The sequence below is a fragment of the Mycobacterium gordonae genome (assembly GCF_017086405.1).
Taxonomy (GTDB): Bacteria; Actinomycetota; Actinomycetes; order Mycobacteriales; family Mycobacteriaceae; genus Mycobacterium; species Mycobacterium gordonae_D.
The window spans coordinates 181628-198373 of sequence record NZ_CP070974.1; the positions used below are offsets into that span (position 1 = coordinate 181628).

The following is a 16746-nucleotide window of genomic DNA, read 5'->3' on the forward strand; positions in this document are numbered from 1 at the left end:
ACACCCCAGTGTCCGTACAGATCACCCACAGCGCCGCAGAAGGCACCCTCGTCCACGGCACCAACCGCGGCGACGGCACCAACACCATCCTCAAAGCCGCGGGATTCCGCTGGTTCCGCACCCTTGGCCTGTGGGGCATCGCCCACAGCCGCGACCGCCAACCCAACCGCCACAAGATCACCGCCGCCGCCCAAGCACTGCGCGAGGCCGGCCACACCGTCACCCTCGACATCGACGACACACACCGTCCCGCCGCGCAAGCCGAGGCTGATCGCGCCGAGCGCCAAGCCCACCGCGTCGAGGTCCTCAACGACAAAGCCGACCGCCGCGCCCAGGACGCCCACGCGGCGTGGGAGGCCGAACAACGCGCCATGGACGCCCTGCCCCCCGGCGGTGAACCCATCAAGATCGGCCACCACAGCGAACGGCGCCACCGCAACGCCATCGCACGCTCCAACCAAGCCACACGGCGTGCCATCGACGCCACCGATGCCGCCGACACCGCCGCCGCCCGCGCTGCCGCGGCAACACAAACCACCGCCCAGCGCTACGCACCGATCACCGTCAAGAACCGCATCGACAAACTCGAAGCCGAACAACGCGCCGACCAGCGCCAACTCGACGGACACCGCCGCGTCATCGCACGCACCGCCACCGTCGAGTACGCCGACGAATTCCCGCCGGCCACCGGATCTCACCGCGAGCAGATCATCGCCCGCATGGCCCAGCGCGCAGACGGCATCACCTACTGGAAGAACATCTACGCCACCCAGCAGGCCCAGGGAATCGCCAACACCTACAGCCGGGACACCATCGCCAAAGGCGACCTCATCCAATACCTCAACAGCTGGTACACCGTCCTCCGCGTCAACACCAAATCCGTATCAATCCGGCTGCACGACAACGCATCCTGGACCGACACCGTCGCCTACCACAAGATCACCGACCACCGACCCGTGAGGCACACCCCCGCCACCACCGATCAGTAGCTACACTCGCGGGCCCGGCCAGCTCACCAACTCCCCGCGCTGGCCGGTCCCCCTTTTTCTTCCGCCCTCTCCGAGGCCGGCTGGTCCGCGCACGGCGCCGGCCGGCCCCGCCCCCACGGCCGCGAAATCCAGAGCCGCTCACCTTCTATGCCGTCAGCAAGGGGCGCAGCCTAATCGGCCGGGGACCCGAGCTGTCAACCCACGCCCGGGGTCGGCGCCGACGGCGGAGGACATTTCCGGCCCCTCACGCTCGCTGCCGCTCGCCGCGGCCGAAAATCCGTCGCCGCCGACCCTCAGGCTCTTCGGGGTTGACAGCCCACCCTCACCCGATTAACCCCGCCGGTGCGCTGCCCGGCGCACCACTCAGCACACAGAACGGAACACACCCATGACCACCCACGACCTCACTGAAGACGACTTCTACACCGAGCAAGCCATGCTCATCGACGAACACCGCATCAAGCTCACCGGCGCGCTCAACAGAGCACTGGCCGCACTTCACGACGCCAGCATCAGCCTGGCCGAACTCTCCAGCAACCACGTCTACGACGCCGAATTCGCCGACACTCACCACGGCCGCGACGTCGCCGCCTTCATCGACGACAGCCAACGTTTCACCCGCGCCGCATGCGCCATCACCCACATCATCACCGAGCGCGGATAACCCGCCGACGCCGGCCGGGCCAGCCAACCCCGGTCGGTCACGACTCCCTGCACACCCACCCTCGAAAGGAAAGCCGTTGCCTACCTACATCACTCGCATCGAAACCTACATGAACCCGAAGCTCGACAGCCTCACCGGCGCCGACTATCGCCGCATGTGCCGCTACCTTTCCTCGACCGGCGAACTGGTCCTCACCCGCGAAATCCGCGAACCAGTCGCCTCCAAATACGAATTCGACGACCAAGGCCGCCTGATGTTCGCCAACCTCACCGCCACAGACATCAGGGGCCAACTCGACCGCATCACCGGCCGGCGCTAACCCACTACCCGCGCCAGGCCCGCACACCAGCCGCCCTATCCGGTCCCGGCCAGCACCAGCGACGAACACGGTCTGGCCGGGGCCCCCCATTTTCTTCCGCATCCATCCCCGGCGCACCCATGAGCGCCGGGATGCGGCCGCCCAGGCGGCCCTGAAATCCGTAGCCCCTCAGCTTTTTTGCAGTCAGCGGGTGCCAAGTATGACCGGCGGGGCCAATGCCGCCGTCAACCGCGGTCGCCGCGGGCCCTCGCCCGTTCTCGCTGCGCTCGCCCGTGCGCCGCCGGCGGCATGTGTCGGCCCTACCCAGGCTCGCCCAAGGCGCTACGCGCCGGGCTCACCGGGCTGCACATCCGCCTCCCGGCCCCCCATCGCGCCGAGTTGACCGCGCCGCCCGCCGGTCCTGCGCACACCCAGCGCCGACCGGCGCGCAACGCCGAACTCACAGAACGAGGACACCGCCATGGACACCACCTACCTCGATAGCCAAATCCTCACCACCCACAGCCCCGGGGGCGGCGGCCGACCACCGAGTGTGGTCGCCAGCTTCGGGCTGGGACTGGACTCCTCGGCCATGCTCGTCCGCTGGCTCACCGACCCCGACTCGCGTGACTTCGAGGTCGAGGATCTCGTCGTCGTGACGGCCATGACCGGTCACGAGTGGACCTCTACGGTCGAGGCGGTCGAGCGTCATGTCCTGCCCCTGTTTCGCCGACACCGCGTGCGCTACCTCCAGGTCGCACGCTCACAACGCAGGACAACACGAGCAGGCGGGGGCGTCGTGGTCCTCAATGACTCCCGCTGCACCGGGCAGCTCTTCGCAGCCGGGCACTACACCCTCGGTGATGAAATGCTCTCCGCCGGAACCCTTCCCCAACTCGGCGGGATCCGCGCCTGCTCCATGCACTCCAAGGGTGACGCCCTCGACCCGGTCATCGCCCGCATCACCAGCGGGCGCCCCTACAGGCACGCCATCGGCTACGAGGCCAACGAAGCCGGCCGCTCGACCAAGGACCGCGGTTACAACACCGCGACCAGGACTGGCTGGTATCCGCTACAAGAGTGGGGCTGGAACCGCGAAGACTGCCAAGACTTCCTGCTCGCCGAAATCGGTGCCAGCATTCCCAAATCGGCCTGCAGCTTCTGCCCGTTCAGCATGGCCACCGAAACCGGGCGGGCCCACCAGATCCGCCGCTTCCGCGCCGAGCCCGACCGCGCCGCCGAAGCGCTCTTTCTGGAATTCGTTGCCCGCAGCCTCAACCCCGCCCAAACGCTCATCTCGGGCAGTAGCGCCGCCGACATGGTGGCCCGCGCCGGCCTCGACGACGTGGTGACACGCTTCCAAACCCGCCTGCAACGATCACCCTGGGCTCTCTACGAGGTCCGCCGGCTGCAGCGGCGCGGCCCAGCCGGTGGACGGGGGATCACAGCGCGCTCGATCCGCACGATCGCCACCGGCACCCGGGCACAGATGGCCGCACAACTGGCCCGCGAGCCGGGGCAGCGGGTGCGTGGCGTCGACGGGGTGATCCGCCACGTCCTGAAAGACCGCAGCGTGCACGGCGTTGACCACCTCATCGTCGCAGCCCCCCTGGGCCCGGTCGACAAACAACGCCCCGGCTTCGAACAATGGTGGCACGAGGCAGTCGGCGACGCCCTGTTCTGACGCGGCCACACATCTGGCCGGCCATCTCCCGCGCGCGCCGGTGCCCACTCTTCTTCCTGCACCGCACCGCACCCATGCCCCATGGCGGCAAACGGCCGCCTGGCGGCGGCCGAAATCCGTAGCCCCTCACCATTTATCCAGTCAGCGGGGTGCCAAGTATGACCGGCGGGGCAAATGCCGCCGTCAACCGCGGCCGCCGCGGGCCCTCGCCCGTTCTCGCTGCGCTCGCCCGTGCGCCGCCGGCGGCATGTGCCCGGCCCTACCCAGGCTCGCCCAAGGCGCTACGCGCCGGGCTCACCGGGCCGCACATCCGCCTCCCGGCCCCCCGCCAGGCCCAGTTGACTGCGCCGCCCCGCCGGTCCCGCACACACCCAGCGCCGACCGGCGCACACCAAACACCTTCCACCGAAAGGGAAGACATCATGGCACACGAACTCGACATCACCACCGACGCCAACGGCATCGCCCACGTCAGCTTCGCCAACTCACGCTCTGACCACTGGCACCGACTCGGACAGTCCGTCGGCCACGCCATGACGGCCCACGAAGCCCTCCAAGCCGCCCACCTCGCCGGCTGGGACGTCCGCAAGATGGCATTACAGGTCCCCCAGGAACCCGTCATCGACCCCACCGGCGTCACCACCCCGGCACCCCTGGCCGTGCCCGACTATTACGCCACCGTGCGCACCAACCCCATCAACGGCCGCCTCGACGTCCTCGGGTGGTCGGCTCCAAATACGAGCCCGTCCAAAACGAAGCCTCCTGCGACCTGCTTGACGCCCTGGTCGATGCCTCCGGGGCGCACTTCGAAACCGCAGGTGCCCTGCGCGGGGGCCGCGAAACGTTCATGACGATGAAACTGCCCAACACCATCGTGTTCGACGGCCGCGACGGAACCCAGGACCGCACCGACCTCTACCTTGCAGCCCTGAACTCCCACGACGGGTCCTCAAGGTTCACCTTCTTGGTCACACCCGTGCGCATCGTGTGCAAGAACACCCAATCGGCCGCTCTGCGCAATGCCAAAGCCAGCTGGGGGATCCGCCACACCGGAGGGGCACGCGCCGCCATCCAAGAGGCACGCAACGCCCTGAAACTGACCTGGCGTTACATCGAAGCGTTCGAAGCCGAAGCCGCCGAACTCTACGCGCGCCCGATGGACACCGACGAAGTTCGCCGATTCGCCAACACCCTGCTCGAGGTCGACTCCGCCACCAGCGCCGCCACCGCCCGTCACCGCAGCGAACGCGCCAACGGCATCGTCAAACTGTGGACCTCCTCCCCGACGATCACACCCATCGCCGGCACCCGGTGGGCCGCCTACAACGCGGTCACCGAATACCTCGACCACCACGTACCCGTGCGCGGCGCCAGAACCTCAACCGCCGCCAGCCAAACCCGCGCCCTGCGCAGCATCGCCTCGGCCGCCAGCCCGCAATCGCTGAAGGCCCAAGCATTCCGGCTGCTGCAAACGCTGTAGCTCACACCGATGGGCCCGGCCAGCTCTCCACCACGGAGGGTTGGCCGGGCCCCCTTTTTGGTCCTTTCACACCCACCGCCGCGAGCGCGGCGGATACGGCCGCGGCGCGGCCGTGACAACCCGTAGCCGCTCACCTCTTTGCCGTCAGCAAGGGGCCGCAGCCTAATCGGCCGGGGCCCGAGCGGTCAACCCACGTCCGGTGCTGGTGCCGGCGGCACAGGACATTTTCGGCCATATCAGCTCGCTGGCGCTCGCGGGCCGAAAATCCGCCGACACCACCACCGGACTCTTCGGGGTTGACAGCCCACCCTCGACCGATTGACCGCGACCCCAGCGCTGACCGGCGCGAACAAACACAACCCGGAAGGAACCACCATGCCCAACCTGCACACCACCGTGTACCTCAACGAATCACCCGACCGCCACTGGGGCATCACCAACCACCAGCCCCTACCCGCCGAGCTGCGCCAGGCCGCCAGCTTCGAGCTGGAGATCGCCGAGCACGTCCTCGCCCACGAACTTTCCAACGCCGCATTGGAAGTCGTGTTCGAACAACTCAACATCGACGAGCCCGACCAGGACTGGGCTTTGCGCTACCGCCTGGCCGGCCATCGCAGCCTCTCGGTCGGTGACGTGGTCGTCGTCGGCGAAACCGCTTGGCTCTGCGAGTCGGTCGGCTGGAACCGCCTCACCACCGACGAACTCTGCGCCGCACTCACTGCGCGCTGAGCACACCCGGCCCGGGCGGGCGCCCCCACACGGCACCCCGCCCGGGCCTACCACCAACTACTCACACCTGAATGGAGCACACCACCATGAGCGCATTCGCCCTCTCCCACGAACACATCCACGTCCTGCTCTGGGCCGCAGACAAATTCCGCGGGATCTACACCAACCTCACCTGGTACTACGACAACCCCTCACGCATCGGCCAACTCAGATGCGACAACTTCGACGAAACCGGGCAGATGCTGGTCGACACCAACATCGCCGCCGCCAACCACGGGCGGTCCCCCGCCCGGGCGCCGGAGCCCCCATCTGAATACCGCTACCAGCGCCCGCAGCACACCACCTGGTCGATCATCGAAATCCTCAGCGCTCTCGAATGCTTCGTCTACCAATGCGCCGATCTGGCTGACTGGGAAACCAGCGAAGCCAACGCGTTCTGCCGAGTCCTCCAAGACACCCTCATACGGGCCCTTCCCCGCTACAACGACGGACCCTGGGCCATCACCCGCGCCAGCGTGCCTCTGACCGTCGCACCCGCCCACGACCTGTGACCACCACAAAACGACACCGAAAGGGCAACCCCATGCCGCAACTCGACCTCACCGCCATCCCGCACACCCATCAAGACTCCGCCCCACACAGCGGCTGGTTCCGACACCGCAGCGGCGTCTACATCAGCCCGCTTGCACTGGCCAAACACCGCATGGCCGGCGAGCCACCCACCACGTTCACCTACCACTGGTGGCGACACGGCGGATGGTACGTCGTCGAAACCACCTGGCCCAACGGCGGATGCGGATGCGTCTCGCGCAACTTCATCGATAAGAAATGGCGAATCGCATGTGACCCTCGCACTTTCGCTGAACAACCCACATTCCGCAACCGCGACCTCGCCGCCCGCGGTGAATGGCTCTTTGTCCAATCCCTCGTCCAGGCAACGCCATGGTGAGATCCGCAACATAATCCAGGCCCGGCCAGCACACCCACCACGGGGGCTGGCCGGGCCCCCTTTTCTCCGCCCTCCGCAACCCGGGCCGATGGCCGGCCGGGTGCGTTGTCACCCGCGCGGCGCAAACGCGAAATCTGCAAACCGCTCATCTTCTATGCCGTCAGCGGGGATGGCCAGTGTGACCGGCGGGGACTGCTGTCGCCGTCAACCCGGGCCCGCGGGGCCAGCTCGCCCGTTCTCGCTGCGCTCGCCCGTGCGGCGCCAGCGGCATTCGCCGCCCTATCCCAGGCTCGCCCCGCGGCGCTGCGCGCCGGGCTCGCCGGGGCGGTCAAATCCGCCTCCTGCTGACCCCCGGGCCGGGGTGGACCGCGCCAACCCGCCGGTCCCGCGCACCCCACGCCGACCGGCGCACAACTGAACTCTCAGAACGGAGAACAACACCACCATGTCCAACCACATCGAATGGGGCACCGCCGCCGGCGCTCTCTACACCGTGCACACCCGCGAGAACGGCATCGAGCACCTACGGCCCGACGACGAAGACGACCTGACCTCCCCCTACATCCTCGGACTGTGGAACGGCAACGGAGACGGCCTCGCTCTGCAGGGAACCCGCCGCGAAATCCTGCACTACCTACGGCTGGTAATCGCCCGCGTCGAACGTGAAACCGACCCCCGGACCGAACTCGATCAAACCCTCACTCGCCTCAACACGCTGCGCCAACAACGCGCCGACCACTTCGAATGCATCAACCCCCACAACGCACGCGAAATCCTCCGCCTCGCCGCCGACGAAACGCTCCTGCTGCACGACGTCGCCGGCGCCGCCCAACGCCTGGTCGACGAACTGTGACCACCAGCCGGAAAGGAAAGCCCATGTCAACCGTGCGCACACTCGCCCGCCGACTCATCAGGCAGGGCCACACTCAAGCGCTTATCACTCGCGAACAAGCCCAAGCATGGGCCGGCCGCCACCTCAGCGACGACGACCTAGGACGACTCCGCGGCTGCATCCCCCACTCGTCGATCCCCGACGCTATCGGCGCCATCATTGGCAGCTGGTAACCCACCCGCCCGGCCCGGCCCGCGCATCGTCGAGGGCCGGGCCGGGTCCTTCACCAACCCACACCGGTCCGCACCGCGCCGCACGGCGGCGCGGACACGGCCGCCTGGGCGGCCGTCAAATCCGTAGCCCCTCACCCCTATTGCCGTCAGCGGGTCGCCAAGCGTACTTCGGGATCGGCCGCAATCAACCCTCCCAGGGGCGCGGTGCGGGCGGCGGAGGACATTTGCCGCCCTATCAGCTCGCTGACGCTCGCGGGCGACAAATCCGCCCGCCCCGCGCCCCCTCCCGGGTTGACAACACGACCAATCCCTCAGTGAACGCTCCCCAGCGCTGACCGGCGCACCACTCAGCACACAGAACGGGAGAACACCATGGACCACGACTTCGAACTCGCCTTCAACCTCTGCGACGAGGCCGCCGGCCGCATCCAAGACCAGCAGTACGGAATCACCCGCATCCTGGCCCACAACCACGGACCGATCGTGTTGTCCACCGTCCACCAGTACACCCGCGAGAGCGGGCACCACCTGATCCTCCTCGCCCACGACCACCACGGAGACCTCATGGCCGCCGTCGAAGTCGCCGCAGCCCACCTGGACGACACCCCCAACGTCTTCATCACGAAAGTCCGTGCCGGCGAACTGATCTTCCACGCCGACCCACACCACCAGTGGACCTACCGGGCCACCCGCGGCACCGACATCTACACCCTCACCGCCCTCATCCCCCACGAGGCCGACGACCCCATGTGGACCACCCAGTTCAACGACGCCGACGTCATCGACTGGGACGACCTCGACGAGGCCCTCGACGCCCTGCTCACCGCCCCCACTCGCACCGCCGGCGCCGCCTAACCAACCCATCCGCCAGGCCAGGTCCGCACACCCGCGGGCCTGGCCTTCTTTTCACCCCAATCACGAAAGGAATCACCATGTCAGACATCGACTACGCACTGGCCTACGACTTCATCGACCCCTCCGACGGCATCGCCCGCCAGCTGCGCTTCGAACGAAACTGGGCGCCTCCCGGTGACCGCCGGATTTTCGACGGAACCGGCCAACTCGTCGCCGTCGTCGCCGAGTACGGCCACCCCCGCAACGGCGACACCCTGCCCATCAGCAGGCCAGACGTCCAACTCAGCGACGTCAACAACGCCATCAACGGATGGGAAACCTGGGCAGCCATCACCGACACCACCTACAACCTCGCCCCCATCACCCGCCGCATCAACAGCGCCGGCCTGGGATACCACCCATGACCGGCAGGCCGGCACCCGTCAGCGAGCACGGCCAACCTCTCCGGAAGGAACATTCATGATCATCGAAGGCACCATCACTCGCCGCATCGACAACCGCAACGTGGAGATCCCTTTCCTCATCGACACCCTCACCGGCACCTACACCCAATGGGGTCACACGACGATGACCCTCGGCGAAAACGTCGAGCTGCTCGAAAGCCTGCGTAACGCCGCCTGCGACCTCACCTAAACCGAGGCAATCACACGGCCTACCGGCCTCCCAACACCGGGCCGGTAGGCCCCTTTTTTCTTCCGGCTGCCGCCACTCTTCCGGGCCCGAAAAATGCTGCCACCCTGCCGATTACCACAGAGTCGGGTCAGCCGAACCCAGCAGCGCCGCCTGCACCGCCTCGCCGTCCCACCCGCCGCGCACCGCCTCCCGCAACGCCACCGCCCGGGCCCGGCGGGCTTTCACGCCGTGATCACCGCGGCGCACCGCCACCCGGCCACCACCGCGGCCCGCGCGGGCCATCATCACCATGTTGTCGCGCTGCGAACCACCGACGATGTGCAACAAACCCCTCTCACCGGGCGGACTCACCCGCACGCACGCCGGATTGTCACAACCGTGCAGTGCCCGCACCCACGGTTCCAACGCCTTTCCGCCCAGCGCGGACGCCAGCGCATAACGATTGGCTCGCAACATGATCCGCGCACCCCCGCGACGCACCCAAAACCGACCATAACCATCAGCACCGATCGCCGAGCACCAGATAGCGCAATCCTCGGCGCCAGGACCCCGCACGACGTTGGCCTCAAAGCGGCTCAACTCCTCAGCGTGCACCATCGGATCCACGACCAAACGTAGCGGTTGCGAAACCCCCATAACTCCCTTCGCTTTCGATGCCCTCCCGCGCCTCGTCTGCGGTGCATCATCGCCTGACCCGCCGACACCCCCAAGCGGCTACGGCTGCGCCGAGACGGCCGGCCGGGAACTCTCTGTCGGATCGACGGCCGCGACCACCGGCGCCTGGGATTGAGCATTCGAGCGCACAATCGTCAGCTGCGGCGCACCCGCCGGGCCCGCTGCATCCTCGGGGCCCGTCTCCGCCTCCCGAACCAACTCCCGCACAGTCTTTTCCGCGATTGCGGCCATGCGGGCGATTTCGCTCACCGGCACGCCGCGATCACGCATCGATTTCAGCGCCTGCCCGCACGCGAGGCGCTGCGCACTGCGCCTTTGCGCAGCTTGCTTGACCAGCGTTGCCTGGCGCTCAGAAAACCACTCATCAACCGCTTCGACTCGTTCGCGAGCAGAGAAGTACGTCGCCAGATCCGCAGTATTGGCCTGCATTCGCTTTCTCAACTCATCCTGCGCTTCCCTTGCCGCCTCACGCGCTGCTCTGCGTGCCGCCTTCGTCACTGTGCCCGATGCCATGGCTGCCACGCTAAGCCCCGCAGTCGCCCTATGCCGCAATGGAACCGAAAAACTCTGCGCCAATCCGCCCAGCCGCCACCAGCCGGGCTCCGCGGACTCCCAGTCGGGCGCGCGCTCCCCGCGCGGCCTGCTACGGCATTTCCGGCCGGTACCACTTCACTCCGACGTCGAGCTCGCGCACGTCAACCCCGGCAGTGGTGACCATCTCCTGCTCCGTGACGAAAAACCCGGCGCCCACCGGGTCCCCGGTATACCAAAAATGCCACCGCGCCAACGCGCCACGATCCGCTGCGATCGCATCCAGCCGCGACAAAATCACCTCAATCGACAGCGACGCATGACCATCACGCAGATCCCGCGCCACCAGGTCAACACCATCAAGCTCAACAATCAGCTGGTCCCCGACCACGCGCACCGGGCCACGGCTCACCTCAACGCCGGCATCATCCATCGCCGTCAACGCCTTGGACACCAACTCCTCAACCCACTGCTCGGCCTGATCCTCCGGCGCAAAATCACCATCCAAGTACACCCCCCGGTGCCAAAGCGCCTCACCCCACTCGCCGAAAACCTGATGGGCCCGCATCTCGTCCAAACCCGTTGCCCTCCTTAAGCGCTTCTCGGCCAACCGCTAACGCCGGAATCTTCCATCCTGCCCCCGGCCGCGGGCGGCACTCGGCCAGGCCCCCCTGCAGTCCCGCCTACGCGAGCACAGCGCCACCCGCCCGCCCTGTGACGACTCGCCACACCCTTCGCTCCTGCATCACCCCACCAGCCAGCCGACACTTAGGGTGTCCTGTCCGGATGAAGGTTGCGATCAGCTCCGTGCTCATGCTGGCTTTTGAAGGCTGGATGCGGACAGTGCGAGGTGCTGCCTGTCTGCATTTACCTTGCATTTTATTTGGCGCGGTGAGCACTGTGTGTGATCGCGTCTTACTTTGCCTGCATCGCTGTCGAATCGATCCGATAGGCGATATTGGGTCAACCATCTCGGCGGCGGAATGACGACTGCTGTGTTACTGCCGCCCGGTGTGTTTGTGTGGTGGTTGGCGCAGATTTTTTGTCAGGATTACCGTGGTCCCTGATGATGTCGGTGTCACCGTGAGGTGGTCGACGAGGGCCCGCATAAGCGCGATGCCGCGGCCGCGGTCGCTGGGCGCTGTAGATGGGGGCCGCCAACGTCCGGTGTCGCCGACGGTGATGGTGATCAACGAGTCTGCGAGGTTGGCGGTGATCGTCAATTCGACGTGATGGGCGACGTCGTCGCTGGCGTGTTCGACGGCATTAGTGACAGCTTCCCCCGCCGCGAGCAAGAGATCGCCGGCAACGTCATCGTCGATGGCGGCGGCTTGCAGCCAGCTGCGTAAATGGTGTCGGGCGCGGGGGATGCTGGTGACGGCGGCGGGAGTTGGAGATGAAACGGCGGGGGCGGTTGCCGGTAGAGCAGCAGGGCCACGTCGTCGGTGTACCCGCCGGCGGGCAGCAGCTCACTCATGACGCGGTCCGCGGTCTCTTCGGGATGGCGGTCCCGGTAGCGCACGAGTGCTGCGATGGCGCGGTTGAATCCGCTGTCCAGGGATTCTTTTCGCCGCTCTATCAGTCCGTCGGTATACAGCAGCACGGTGGCACCCGGGGGTAGGACCGTGCGGGATTCGGTACGCGGCAAAGCGGCGCTGTTGATCGCAAGCGGCGTTGATTGGGCGTCGTCGAGGAGGCGATGGTCGCCGTCGGCGGTTATTAGTATCGGATAGGGGTGCCCGGCGCTGCTGTAGCGGATGACCGCACCAACGGGGTCGATGACGGCGCAGAACACGGTGGTGCACAGCGCGCCCGGGAGTGCTCGCGCAAACCGGTCTAATGACTCGAGAACATCTTTGGGTGCGGCGTTATCGAGCAGGCGGGTGCGAGCAGCTGAGCGGAGCTGTCCCATTACCGCCGCGGCCGACAGTCCGTCACCGACGCAGTCGCCGACGACGACACCGACCGTGTTGTCGGCGAGCATGACGACGTCGTACCAGTCCCCGCCGACTTCCAGCGGTTTTTCCGCCGGTGTGTAGCGAACGGCAAATCCTCGGGGAAGTGTGGTCGGGCCGAGAATGGCATGCTGCAGCGTCAACGCTACGGTGCGGGTGGCCTCGTACTCCCGCGCTGTTAGCAGCGTCTGGGCAAGGTGGCTGGTGAGCACGGTGAACAGCTCGCGATCGGTGATGCCCGCGGTGGGTGATGAGTCGCAGCTCATCGCGATAGCACAGTCGCCTTTGCCGTCGAGCGGTGTAGCGATCGCCGAGGCGGTGTTTTCTGACACGGTGATCACCGACGCTGCGGGCCGGTGTCGCGCCGTGTGAACCGCCGAAACCAATAGCTGATCATCGTTGGTAAGCGCTGTCGGCGGCCACGTCACCATCGCGGGCTGGGCGGTATCGCCGTCCCACTGAGCCACGACGATACGACCGCCGAACAGCTTTCCCAGTTGTTCGAGCGCGGCGCTGAGCAAGGCTGCTGTGGTGCGATGACCTGCGATCGCCACGGCGAAGTGTGACAAGGTTTCGTCGCGCTGGGCCGCGAGGCGCTGCGCGGTGATGTCAGCAGCGGTCGCGATGATCAGTTGCTGCCCACTGCGTGGGTGATGCACTAAAGTCGAGGTACAGGCCAGCCAGAGCCGTCGGCCGCTGCGGTGTTGGACCGGGACGGTGAATCGTCTCGCGCCTGCCTGCAGCGACTGGGCGTGGGCCTGTTCGCAGATGGCCCAGGCCTGCGGGTCGACGTCGCCTGCCGGTACCCAGGGTTGGGGCCACGGGTAAGGAAGGCCGGCGGCGTCGTAGCCGACCAGGTCGTAGAACGCTTGATTCGCCTCGATCACGGTGCCGTTGTCGTCGCAGAGATAAAAGCCCTCTTGCATCGCCTCGATCAGTGTGCGGCGAAATTGGGCTTCGCGGTTACGCAGTTGGGCTAGCTGCAGATTTGAGCGCACCCGCGCGAGGAGTTCAACGGTGGAAAACGGTTTGGCAAGGTAATCGTCGGCTCCGGCATCCAGCCCGCTGACCGCGGCTTCCTCACCGGCTCGCGCTGATAAGAACACCACGGGCGTGGTCGAGGTCCGCGGGTCGCCGCGCAGCTCCTTGAGTAAGCCGAAGCCGTCCAGGTCCGGCATCATGATGTCGGTTATCACAAGATCGGGGTGGTATCGGCGAGCTAATTGCAGCCCTTGACGCCCGTCAGCTGCTTGCAGCACACGCCAATACGGCGCTAACACCTCGCTGATGAATGTCCGCATGTCGGTGATGTCTTCCACGACCAGTACCTGCGGGATCTGCGATGCCGATGACTGCACAGCCTGCGCTGCGGCGTGAACATCGCCCGGGTGTGTGCCGGTCGACCATTGCATCGCCTCCTGCACATACGCCAGGGGCACCTCGAGACGGTGGGGATAGTGCTGAACATCACCGGCGGCGGGGGTGTCGATGGCCGGGCACGGCACCTCCACGGTGAATGTGCTTCCCTGGCCCTCCACGGAATCCACCGTGATGCTGCCGTCATGAAGATGGACCAATTCGGCGACTAGCGCCAAACCGATGCCGGCACCTTCATGGCTGCGCCCCCCACGGCCGCGAACCCGGTGAAACCGGTCAAACACTTTTGGGACTTCGCTAGCGGGAATGCCGATCCCGGTGTCGGTCACAGCCAGTTGTACCGTGTCGCCGATCTGGTGTAGTCGCACGTCAATGTGTCCGGCCAGTGTGTATTTCACCGCGTTGGACAAGAGGTTCATCACGATTTTTTCCCACATACCAGCGTCGACGGATACCGGACGCGGCAACGGGGGGATGTCTGAGCGCAGTTGCAGACCCGCTGCGCAGATAGCCGGTTCGAATGAGGCCACGAGTTCGCGGGTCGCGGCCGCAAGGTCCACCAGATGGCGCTCGGGGGTGTGTTTCCCGGCTTCGATCGTCGCAAAATCCAACAGATCATCGACAAGGCGACGCAGCCGAGCTGCGTTGCGACCGATCACTTCTAGGCGCTGACGCTGGGCTGGCCCGAGGGGTTCGCCGGTGTCGACCAAGCTTTCCTGGGCGGGACCGGTAATCAGCGTCAGCGGTGTCCTGAATTCGTGGCTGACGTTGGCGAAAAATTCTGTTTTGGCCCTATCGAGTTCGGCGAGCGCTTCAGCGCGGCGGCGTTGCGCCTGGTAGTTCAAGGCGTCGCTGATGGCTCGGCTGGTTTGGGCAGCCACCAGTTGCAGAAAGCCGCGAAAATCGTCGTCCATGCTGCGGTAAGGAGTGATAGCCGCAAGCAGCACCGCAGCAGTGGCGCCATCTTCGCCCAACTGGACCGGCATGACGACGGCGGTTTCGGGCGGTTGATCCCCCACCGGATTGGCTGCCGGTGACACCGCGCGGGCCCATTGCTCGGTCACGGCAATCATCGTCATCGCAGCACCGCAGCGCGCTGCCTCTACCAGTCTCGTGGGCGGCTGCGCTACCGCCGATGGGTTGGTCAGCCCGGTGGCGCAGATCAACTCGGCTGCCTGGCTGACTTGATCGATCGAGTAGACCGCGGCGAACGGAATGTCGGCGCGGTCCTTGGCCAAGGCGGTCAACGCTGCCTCGCAGACCGCCTGCCGGCTGGCAGCGCTTTGGGTGACCACGCGTGCAGTACTGTCGCCCAGCGTGCGCAATGTCCGCAGTCGGCGCTCGCTGAGCACCTGTTGAGTAGTTTCGGTGACCGCGGTGAAGACGCCGCCGACCTGACCGTTCTCCTGACGTATCGCGCTATAGGAGTACGTGAAATACGCCTCTTCGAAATAGCCGAAGCGCTGCGTGGGTAACAACTGGTCATCGGAGAAGGTGGCGCGCCCGGTTTCGAGCACGCTGTGCAATTGCCGACCGATGATGTGCCACATTTCTGGCCACACGTCGCGACCTCGACGCGCCACCGCGGGATGCTTGTCCCCCAGGATGGGGATCCATGCGTCGTTGTAGAGAAGGACCAGATCGTGTCCCCACCAAATGACCATGGGATAGCGCGAATTCAGACAGATACCCACCGCGGTCCGCAGGCTTTGCGACCACAAGTCAACCGGACCCAGCAGCGACCCCGACCAGTCGAACATTGCCATCCGGGTCGCCATCTCGCTGTCATCAGCAAATGGTGAGGCGACTTGGGAGGTGGGGCCGCCGTGAGGGTTCGACGCATCGGCCAATCCAGACCTCCTCATCAGTCCCATGCCAATACCTGCCTCGGGGCACAGCGACTTAGATCGCAGCCTAAAGCACGCCGGGCATGCTGGTGCGACCCAAGAATGTCTTCACAGGACACGATCGCGTAGCTCCGGGATCTTGGACGGCACGTTTGCTGGTGAAGTAGTTGGTCTGACCGGACCCCAGAAATAGTCGGGTCTGCTACCGAAATCGATGGCAGAAGGGGCCCGACGACGCCACCCCAGCATGGCGGCGTGGCGCGCAGTCATTAATCGGCGCCGCCGTGCGAACCGGCGCACGCGAAGCCCGATGCGGCTACGCCGACGGTCGATTCGATCGAGTGGGCTCAGGCGCCGACACCTGAGCCCACTCGCGGGGGTAGCAGCGCAAGGGTGAGGGGCCCCTTGCGTTAAACAACCCCCGGCGGGGAGCCTTCGGTCACCACGCACGATTCGTTGGCGCGCGCAGTCATCTGCTCAGACAGCTGCAGCAAGGCATGCTCGCCTGCACCCGCGGAAATCGTGTAAGCGAGCTTACGGACTTCCAGGGCGAAATAACGCAACCAGTCCAGTGCTGTCGGCGCCGTTTCGGACGGGCCGACTGCCTCACTGCTAAGAGGCGGATCTGCTGTCGCACTGTTTCCCGTAGCGTGGTTCACGGCCGACGCAGACTGCGGCAGCGGTGATGCGACGACCAGCTGGGTGGCCTTACCTGGGCGGTGTGGCAGCAGTCCCGTCGTGGCGGCCATTGCGCCTCCTCACCGCGCGAGAGTCCTAGTGCGCGGACATAGATTATACCGCCAACGATGCCGAGCGTGGCAACAATGCGCGCCGCACCAGTTCGCCAGCCCCCGGTCGTCTTGGGATGCAAAGGCCGTCCCGCCTACGCGACGCCGGGCCTTATCGTGTCCGACAGATCGATTGAACGATGCTTCTGATTCACGGGCACAAACCCGTGGCTACGGTCGAGATCGCCACGTCAGCGACGCATTTTCTATGAGTGAAGTGATTCCGG

20 protein-coding genes are annotated in these 16746 nt (G+C 66.2%); 13 read left to right on the forward strand and 7 right to left on the reverse strand.

Annotated elements, in window-relative coordinates:
* Nucleotides 1-8 precede the first annotated feature (8 nt).
* The 3 genes from JX552_RS31455 (at nucleotide 9) to JX552_RS31465 (ending at nucleotide 1972) form a co-directional block, all read left to right on the forward strand.
* The gene (locus JX552_RS31455; protein WP_205878842.1) at nucleotides 9-989 is read left to right on the forward strand and encodes a DUF3560 domain-containing protein; all 981 of its coding nucleotides are present in this window, start codon (nucleotides 9-11) and stop codon (nucleotides 987-989) included.
* A gap of 388 nt (nucleotides 990-1377) precedes the next feature.
* On the forward strand, nucleotides 1378-1653 hold the full coding sequence (locus JX552_RS31460) for a hypothetical protein (RefSeq protein WP_205878843.1): 276 nt from the start codon (nucleotides 1378-1380) through the stop codon (nucleotides 1651-1653).
* 76 nt (nucleotides 1654-1729) lie between these two features.
* Nucleotides 1730-1972, forward strand: a complete 243-nt coding sequence (locus JX552_RS31465) for a hypothetical protein (RefSeq protein WP_205878844.1) — start codon at nucleotides 1730-1732, stop codon at nucleotides 1970-1972.
* Between the two features lie 321 nt (nucleotides 1973-2293).
* Here the strand turns inward: JX552_RS31465 and JX552_RS31470 are convergent, their stop codons facing one another.
* Complete coding sequence (locus JX552_RS31470) at nucleotides 2294-2434, reverse strand: hypothetical protein (RefSeq protein WP_205878845.1); 141 nt, start codon at nucleotides 2432-2434, stop codon at nucleotides 2294-2296.
* Between JX552_RS31470 and JX552_RS31475 the strand changes: the two genes are divergently transcribed.
* The 10 genes from JX552_RS31475 to JX552_RS31515 all read left to right on the forward strand — a co-directional run bounded on the left by JX552_RS31475 (nucleotide 2433) and on the right by JX552_RS31515 (nucleotide 9346).
* Nucleotides 2433-3635 carry a hypothetical protein gene (locus JX552_RS31475; protein WP_241011297.1) on the forward strand — a complete coding sequence of 401 codons (1203 nt, stop codon included), beginning with the start codon at nucleotides 2433-2435 and terminating at the stop codon, nucleotides 3633-3635. The genes JX552_RS31470 and JX552_RS31475 overlap by 2 nt on opposite strands.
* A 422-nt stretch (nucleotides 3636-4057) precedes the next feature.
* The gene (locus tag JX552_RS33070; protein WP_241011298.1) at nucleotides 4058-4486 is read left to right on the forward strand and encodes a hypothetical protein; all 429 of its coding nucleotides are present in this window, start codon (nucleotides 4058-4060) and stop codon (nucleotides 4484-4486) included.
* Nucleotides 4417-5115 (forward strand): DUF932 domain-containing protein, encoded by a 699-nt coding sequence (locus tag JX552_RS31480; RefSeq protein WP_241011310.1) that lies wholly within the window; start codon nucleotides 4417-4419, stop codon nucleotides 5113-5115. Before JX552_RS33070 ends, JX552_RS31480 begins: the two co-directional genes overlap by 70 nt.
* 318 nt (nucleotides 5116-5433) lie before the next feature.
* Nucleotides 5434-5844 (forward strand): hypothetical protein, encoded by a 411-nt coding sequence (locus JX552_RS31485; protein WP_241011299.1) that lies wholly within the window; start codon nucleotides 5434-5436, stop codon nucleotides 5842-5844.
* 86 nt (nucleotides 5845-5930) lie between these two features.
* Nucleotides 5931-6395 carry a hypothetical protein gene (locus JX552_RS31490; protein ID WP_205878846.1) on the forward strand — a complete coding sequence of 155 codons (465 nt, stop codon included), beginning with the start codon at nucleotides 5931-5933 and terminating at the stop codon, nucleotides 6393-6395.
* 32 nt (nucleotides 6396-6427) lie between these two features.
* Nucleotides 6428-6793: a hypothetical protein gene (locus tag JX552_RS31495; protein WP_205878847.1), complete on the forward strand. Its 366-nt coding sequence runs from the start codon at nucleotides 6428-6430 to the stop codon at nucleotides 6791-6793.
* A gap of 445 nt (nucleotides 6794-7238) precedes the next feature.
* The gene (locus tag JX552_RS31500; protein WP_205878848.1) at nucleotides 7239-7646 is read left to right on the forward strand and encodes a hypothetical protein; all 408 of its coding nucleotides are present in this window, start codon (nucleotides 7239-7241) and stop codon (nucleotides 7644-7646) included.
* Nucleotides 7647-8230: 584 nt separating this feature from the next.
* Nucleotides 8231-8713, forward strand: coding sequence for a hypothetical protein (locus JX552_RS31505; RefSeq protein ID WP_205878849.1), 483 nt, complete (start codon nucleotides 8231-8233; stop codon nucleotides 8711-8713).
* Nucleotides 8714-8790: 77 nt separating this feature from the next.
* The gene (locus JX552_RS31510) at nucleotides 8791-9117 is read left to right on the forward strand and encodes a hypothetical protein (RefSeq protein ID WP_205878850.1); all 327 of its coding nucleotides are present in this window, start codon (nucleotides 8791-8793) and stop codon (nucleotides 9115-9117) included.
* 55 nt (nucleotides 9118-9172) lie between these two features.
* On the forward strand, nucleotides 9173-9346 hold the full coding sequence (locus tag JX552_RS31515) for a hypothetical protein (protein WP_205878851.1): 174 nt from the start codon (nucleotides 9173-9175) through the stop codon (nucleotides 9344-9346).
* 111 nt (nucleotides 9347-9457) lie between these two features.
* Here JX552_RS31515 and JX552_RS31520 read toward each other — a convergent pair whose 3' ends face one another.
* The 6 genes from JX552_RS31520 to JX552_RS31540 all read right to left on the reverse strand — a co-directional run bounded on the left by JX552_RS31520 (nucleotide 9458) and on the right by JX552_RS31540 (nucleotide 16480).
* Nucleotides 9458-9802 carry a hypothetical protein gene (locus JX552_RS31520; protein WP_346779323.1) on the reverse strand — a complete coding sequence of 115 codons (345 nt, stop codon included), beginning with the start codon at nucleotides 9800-9802 and terminating at the stop codon, nucleotides 9458-9460.
* Between the two features lie 258 nt (nucleotides 9803-10060).
* Complete coding sequence (locus tag JX552_RS31525; RefSeq protein ID WP_205878853.1) at nucleotides 10061-10534, reverse strand: hypothetical protein; 474 nt, start codon at nucleotides 10532-10534, stop codon at nucleotides 10061-10063.
* A 130-nt stretch (nucleotides 10535-10664) separates the two neighbouring features.
* A complete protein-coding gene (locus tag JX552_RS31530) occupies nucleotides 10665-11120 on the reverse strand; it encodes a hypothetical protein (protein ID WP_205878932.1) in 456 nt (151 codons plus the stop codon).
* A 430-nt stretch (nucleotides 11121-11550) separates the two neighbouring features.
* A complete protein-coding gene (locus JX552_RS34390; RefSeq protein ID WP_431196036.1) occupies nucleotides 11551-11889 on the reverse strand; it encodes an ATP-binding protein in 339 nt (112 codons plus the stop codon).
* A complete protein-coding gene (locus JX552_RS31535; RefSeq protein WP_205878854.1) occupies nucleotides 11772-15650 on the reverse strand; it encodes a SpoIIE family protein phosphatase in 3879 nt (1292 codons plus the stop codon). Before JX552_RS31535 ends, JX552_RS34390 begins: the two co-directional genes overlap by 118 nt.
* 491 nt (nucleotides 15651-16141) lie before the next feature.
* Nucleotides 16142-16480 carry a hypothetical protein gene (locus JX552_RS31540; RefSeq protein WP_205878935.1) on the reverse strand — a complete coding sequence of 113 codons (339 nt, stop codon included), beginning with the start codon at nucleotides 16478-16480 and terminating at the stop codon, nucleotides 16142-16144.
* Nucleotides 16481-16746 lie beyond the last annotated feature (266 nt).

Bases quoted from the DNA above. Each gene is read 5' to 3' on its own strand.
- JX552_RS31540 (WP_205878935.1), bottom strand. From the start codon at position 16,480: ATGGCCGCCACGACGGGACTGCTGCCACACCGCCCAGGTAAGGCCACC.
- JX552_RS31515 (WP_205878851.1), top strand. From the start codon at position 9,173: ATGATCATCGAAGGCACCATCACTCGCCGCATCGACAACCGCAACGTG.
- JX552_RS31460 (WP_205878843.1), top strand. From the start codon at position 1,378: ATGACCACCCACGACCTCACTGAAGACGACTTCTACACCGAGCAAGCC.
- JX552_RS31490 (WP_205878846.1), top strand. From the start codon at position 5,931: ATGAGCGCATTCGCCCTCTCCCACGAACACATCCACGTCCTGCTCTGG.
- JX552_RS31530 (WP_205878932.1), bottom strand. From the start codon at position 11,120: ATGCGGGCCCATCAGGTTTTCGGCGAGTGGGGTGAGGCGCTTTGGCAC.
- JX552_RS31475 (WP_241011297.1), top strand. From the start codon at position 2,433: ATGGACACCACCTACCTCGATAGCCAAATCCTCACCACCCACAGCCCC.
- JX552_RS31500 (WP_205878848.1), top strand. From the start codon at position 7,239: ATGTCCAACCACATCGAATGGGGCACCGCCGCCGGCGCTCTCTACACC.
- JX552_RS33070 (WP_241011298.1), top strand. From the start codon at position 4,058: ATGGCACACGAACTCGACATCACCACCGACGCCAACGGCATCGCCCAC.
- JX552_RS31495 (WP_205878847.1), top strand. From the start codon at position 6,428: ATGCCGCAACTCGACCTCACCGCCATCCCGCACACCCATCAAGACTCC.
- JX552_RS31535 (WP_205878854.1), bottom strand. From the start codon at position 15,650: ATGGCAATGTTCGACTGGTCGGGGTCGCTGCTGGGTCCGGTTGACTTG.
- JX552_RS31525 (WP_205878853.1), bottom strand. From the start codon at position 10,534: ATGGCATCGGGCACAGTGACGAAGGCGGCACGCAGAGCAGCGCGTGAG.
- JX552_RS31510 (WP_205878850.1), top strand. From the start codon at position 8,791: ATGTCAGACATCGACTACGCACTGGCCTACGACTTCATCGACCCCTCC.
- JX552_RS31520 (WP_346779323.1), bottom strand. From the start codon at position 9,802: ATGTTGCGAGCCAATCGTTATGCGCTGGCGTCCGCGCTGGGCGGAAAG.
- JX552_RS31505 (WP_205878849.1), top strand. From the start codon at position 8,231: ATGGACCACGACTTCGAACTCGCCTTCAACCTCTGCGACGAGGCCGCC.
- JX552_RS31470 (WP_205878845.1), bottom strand. From the start codon at position 2,434: ATGGCGGTGTCCTCGTTCTGTGAGTTCGGCGTTGCGCGCCGGTCGGCG.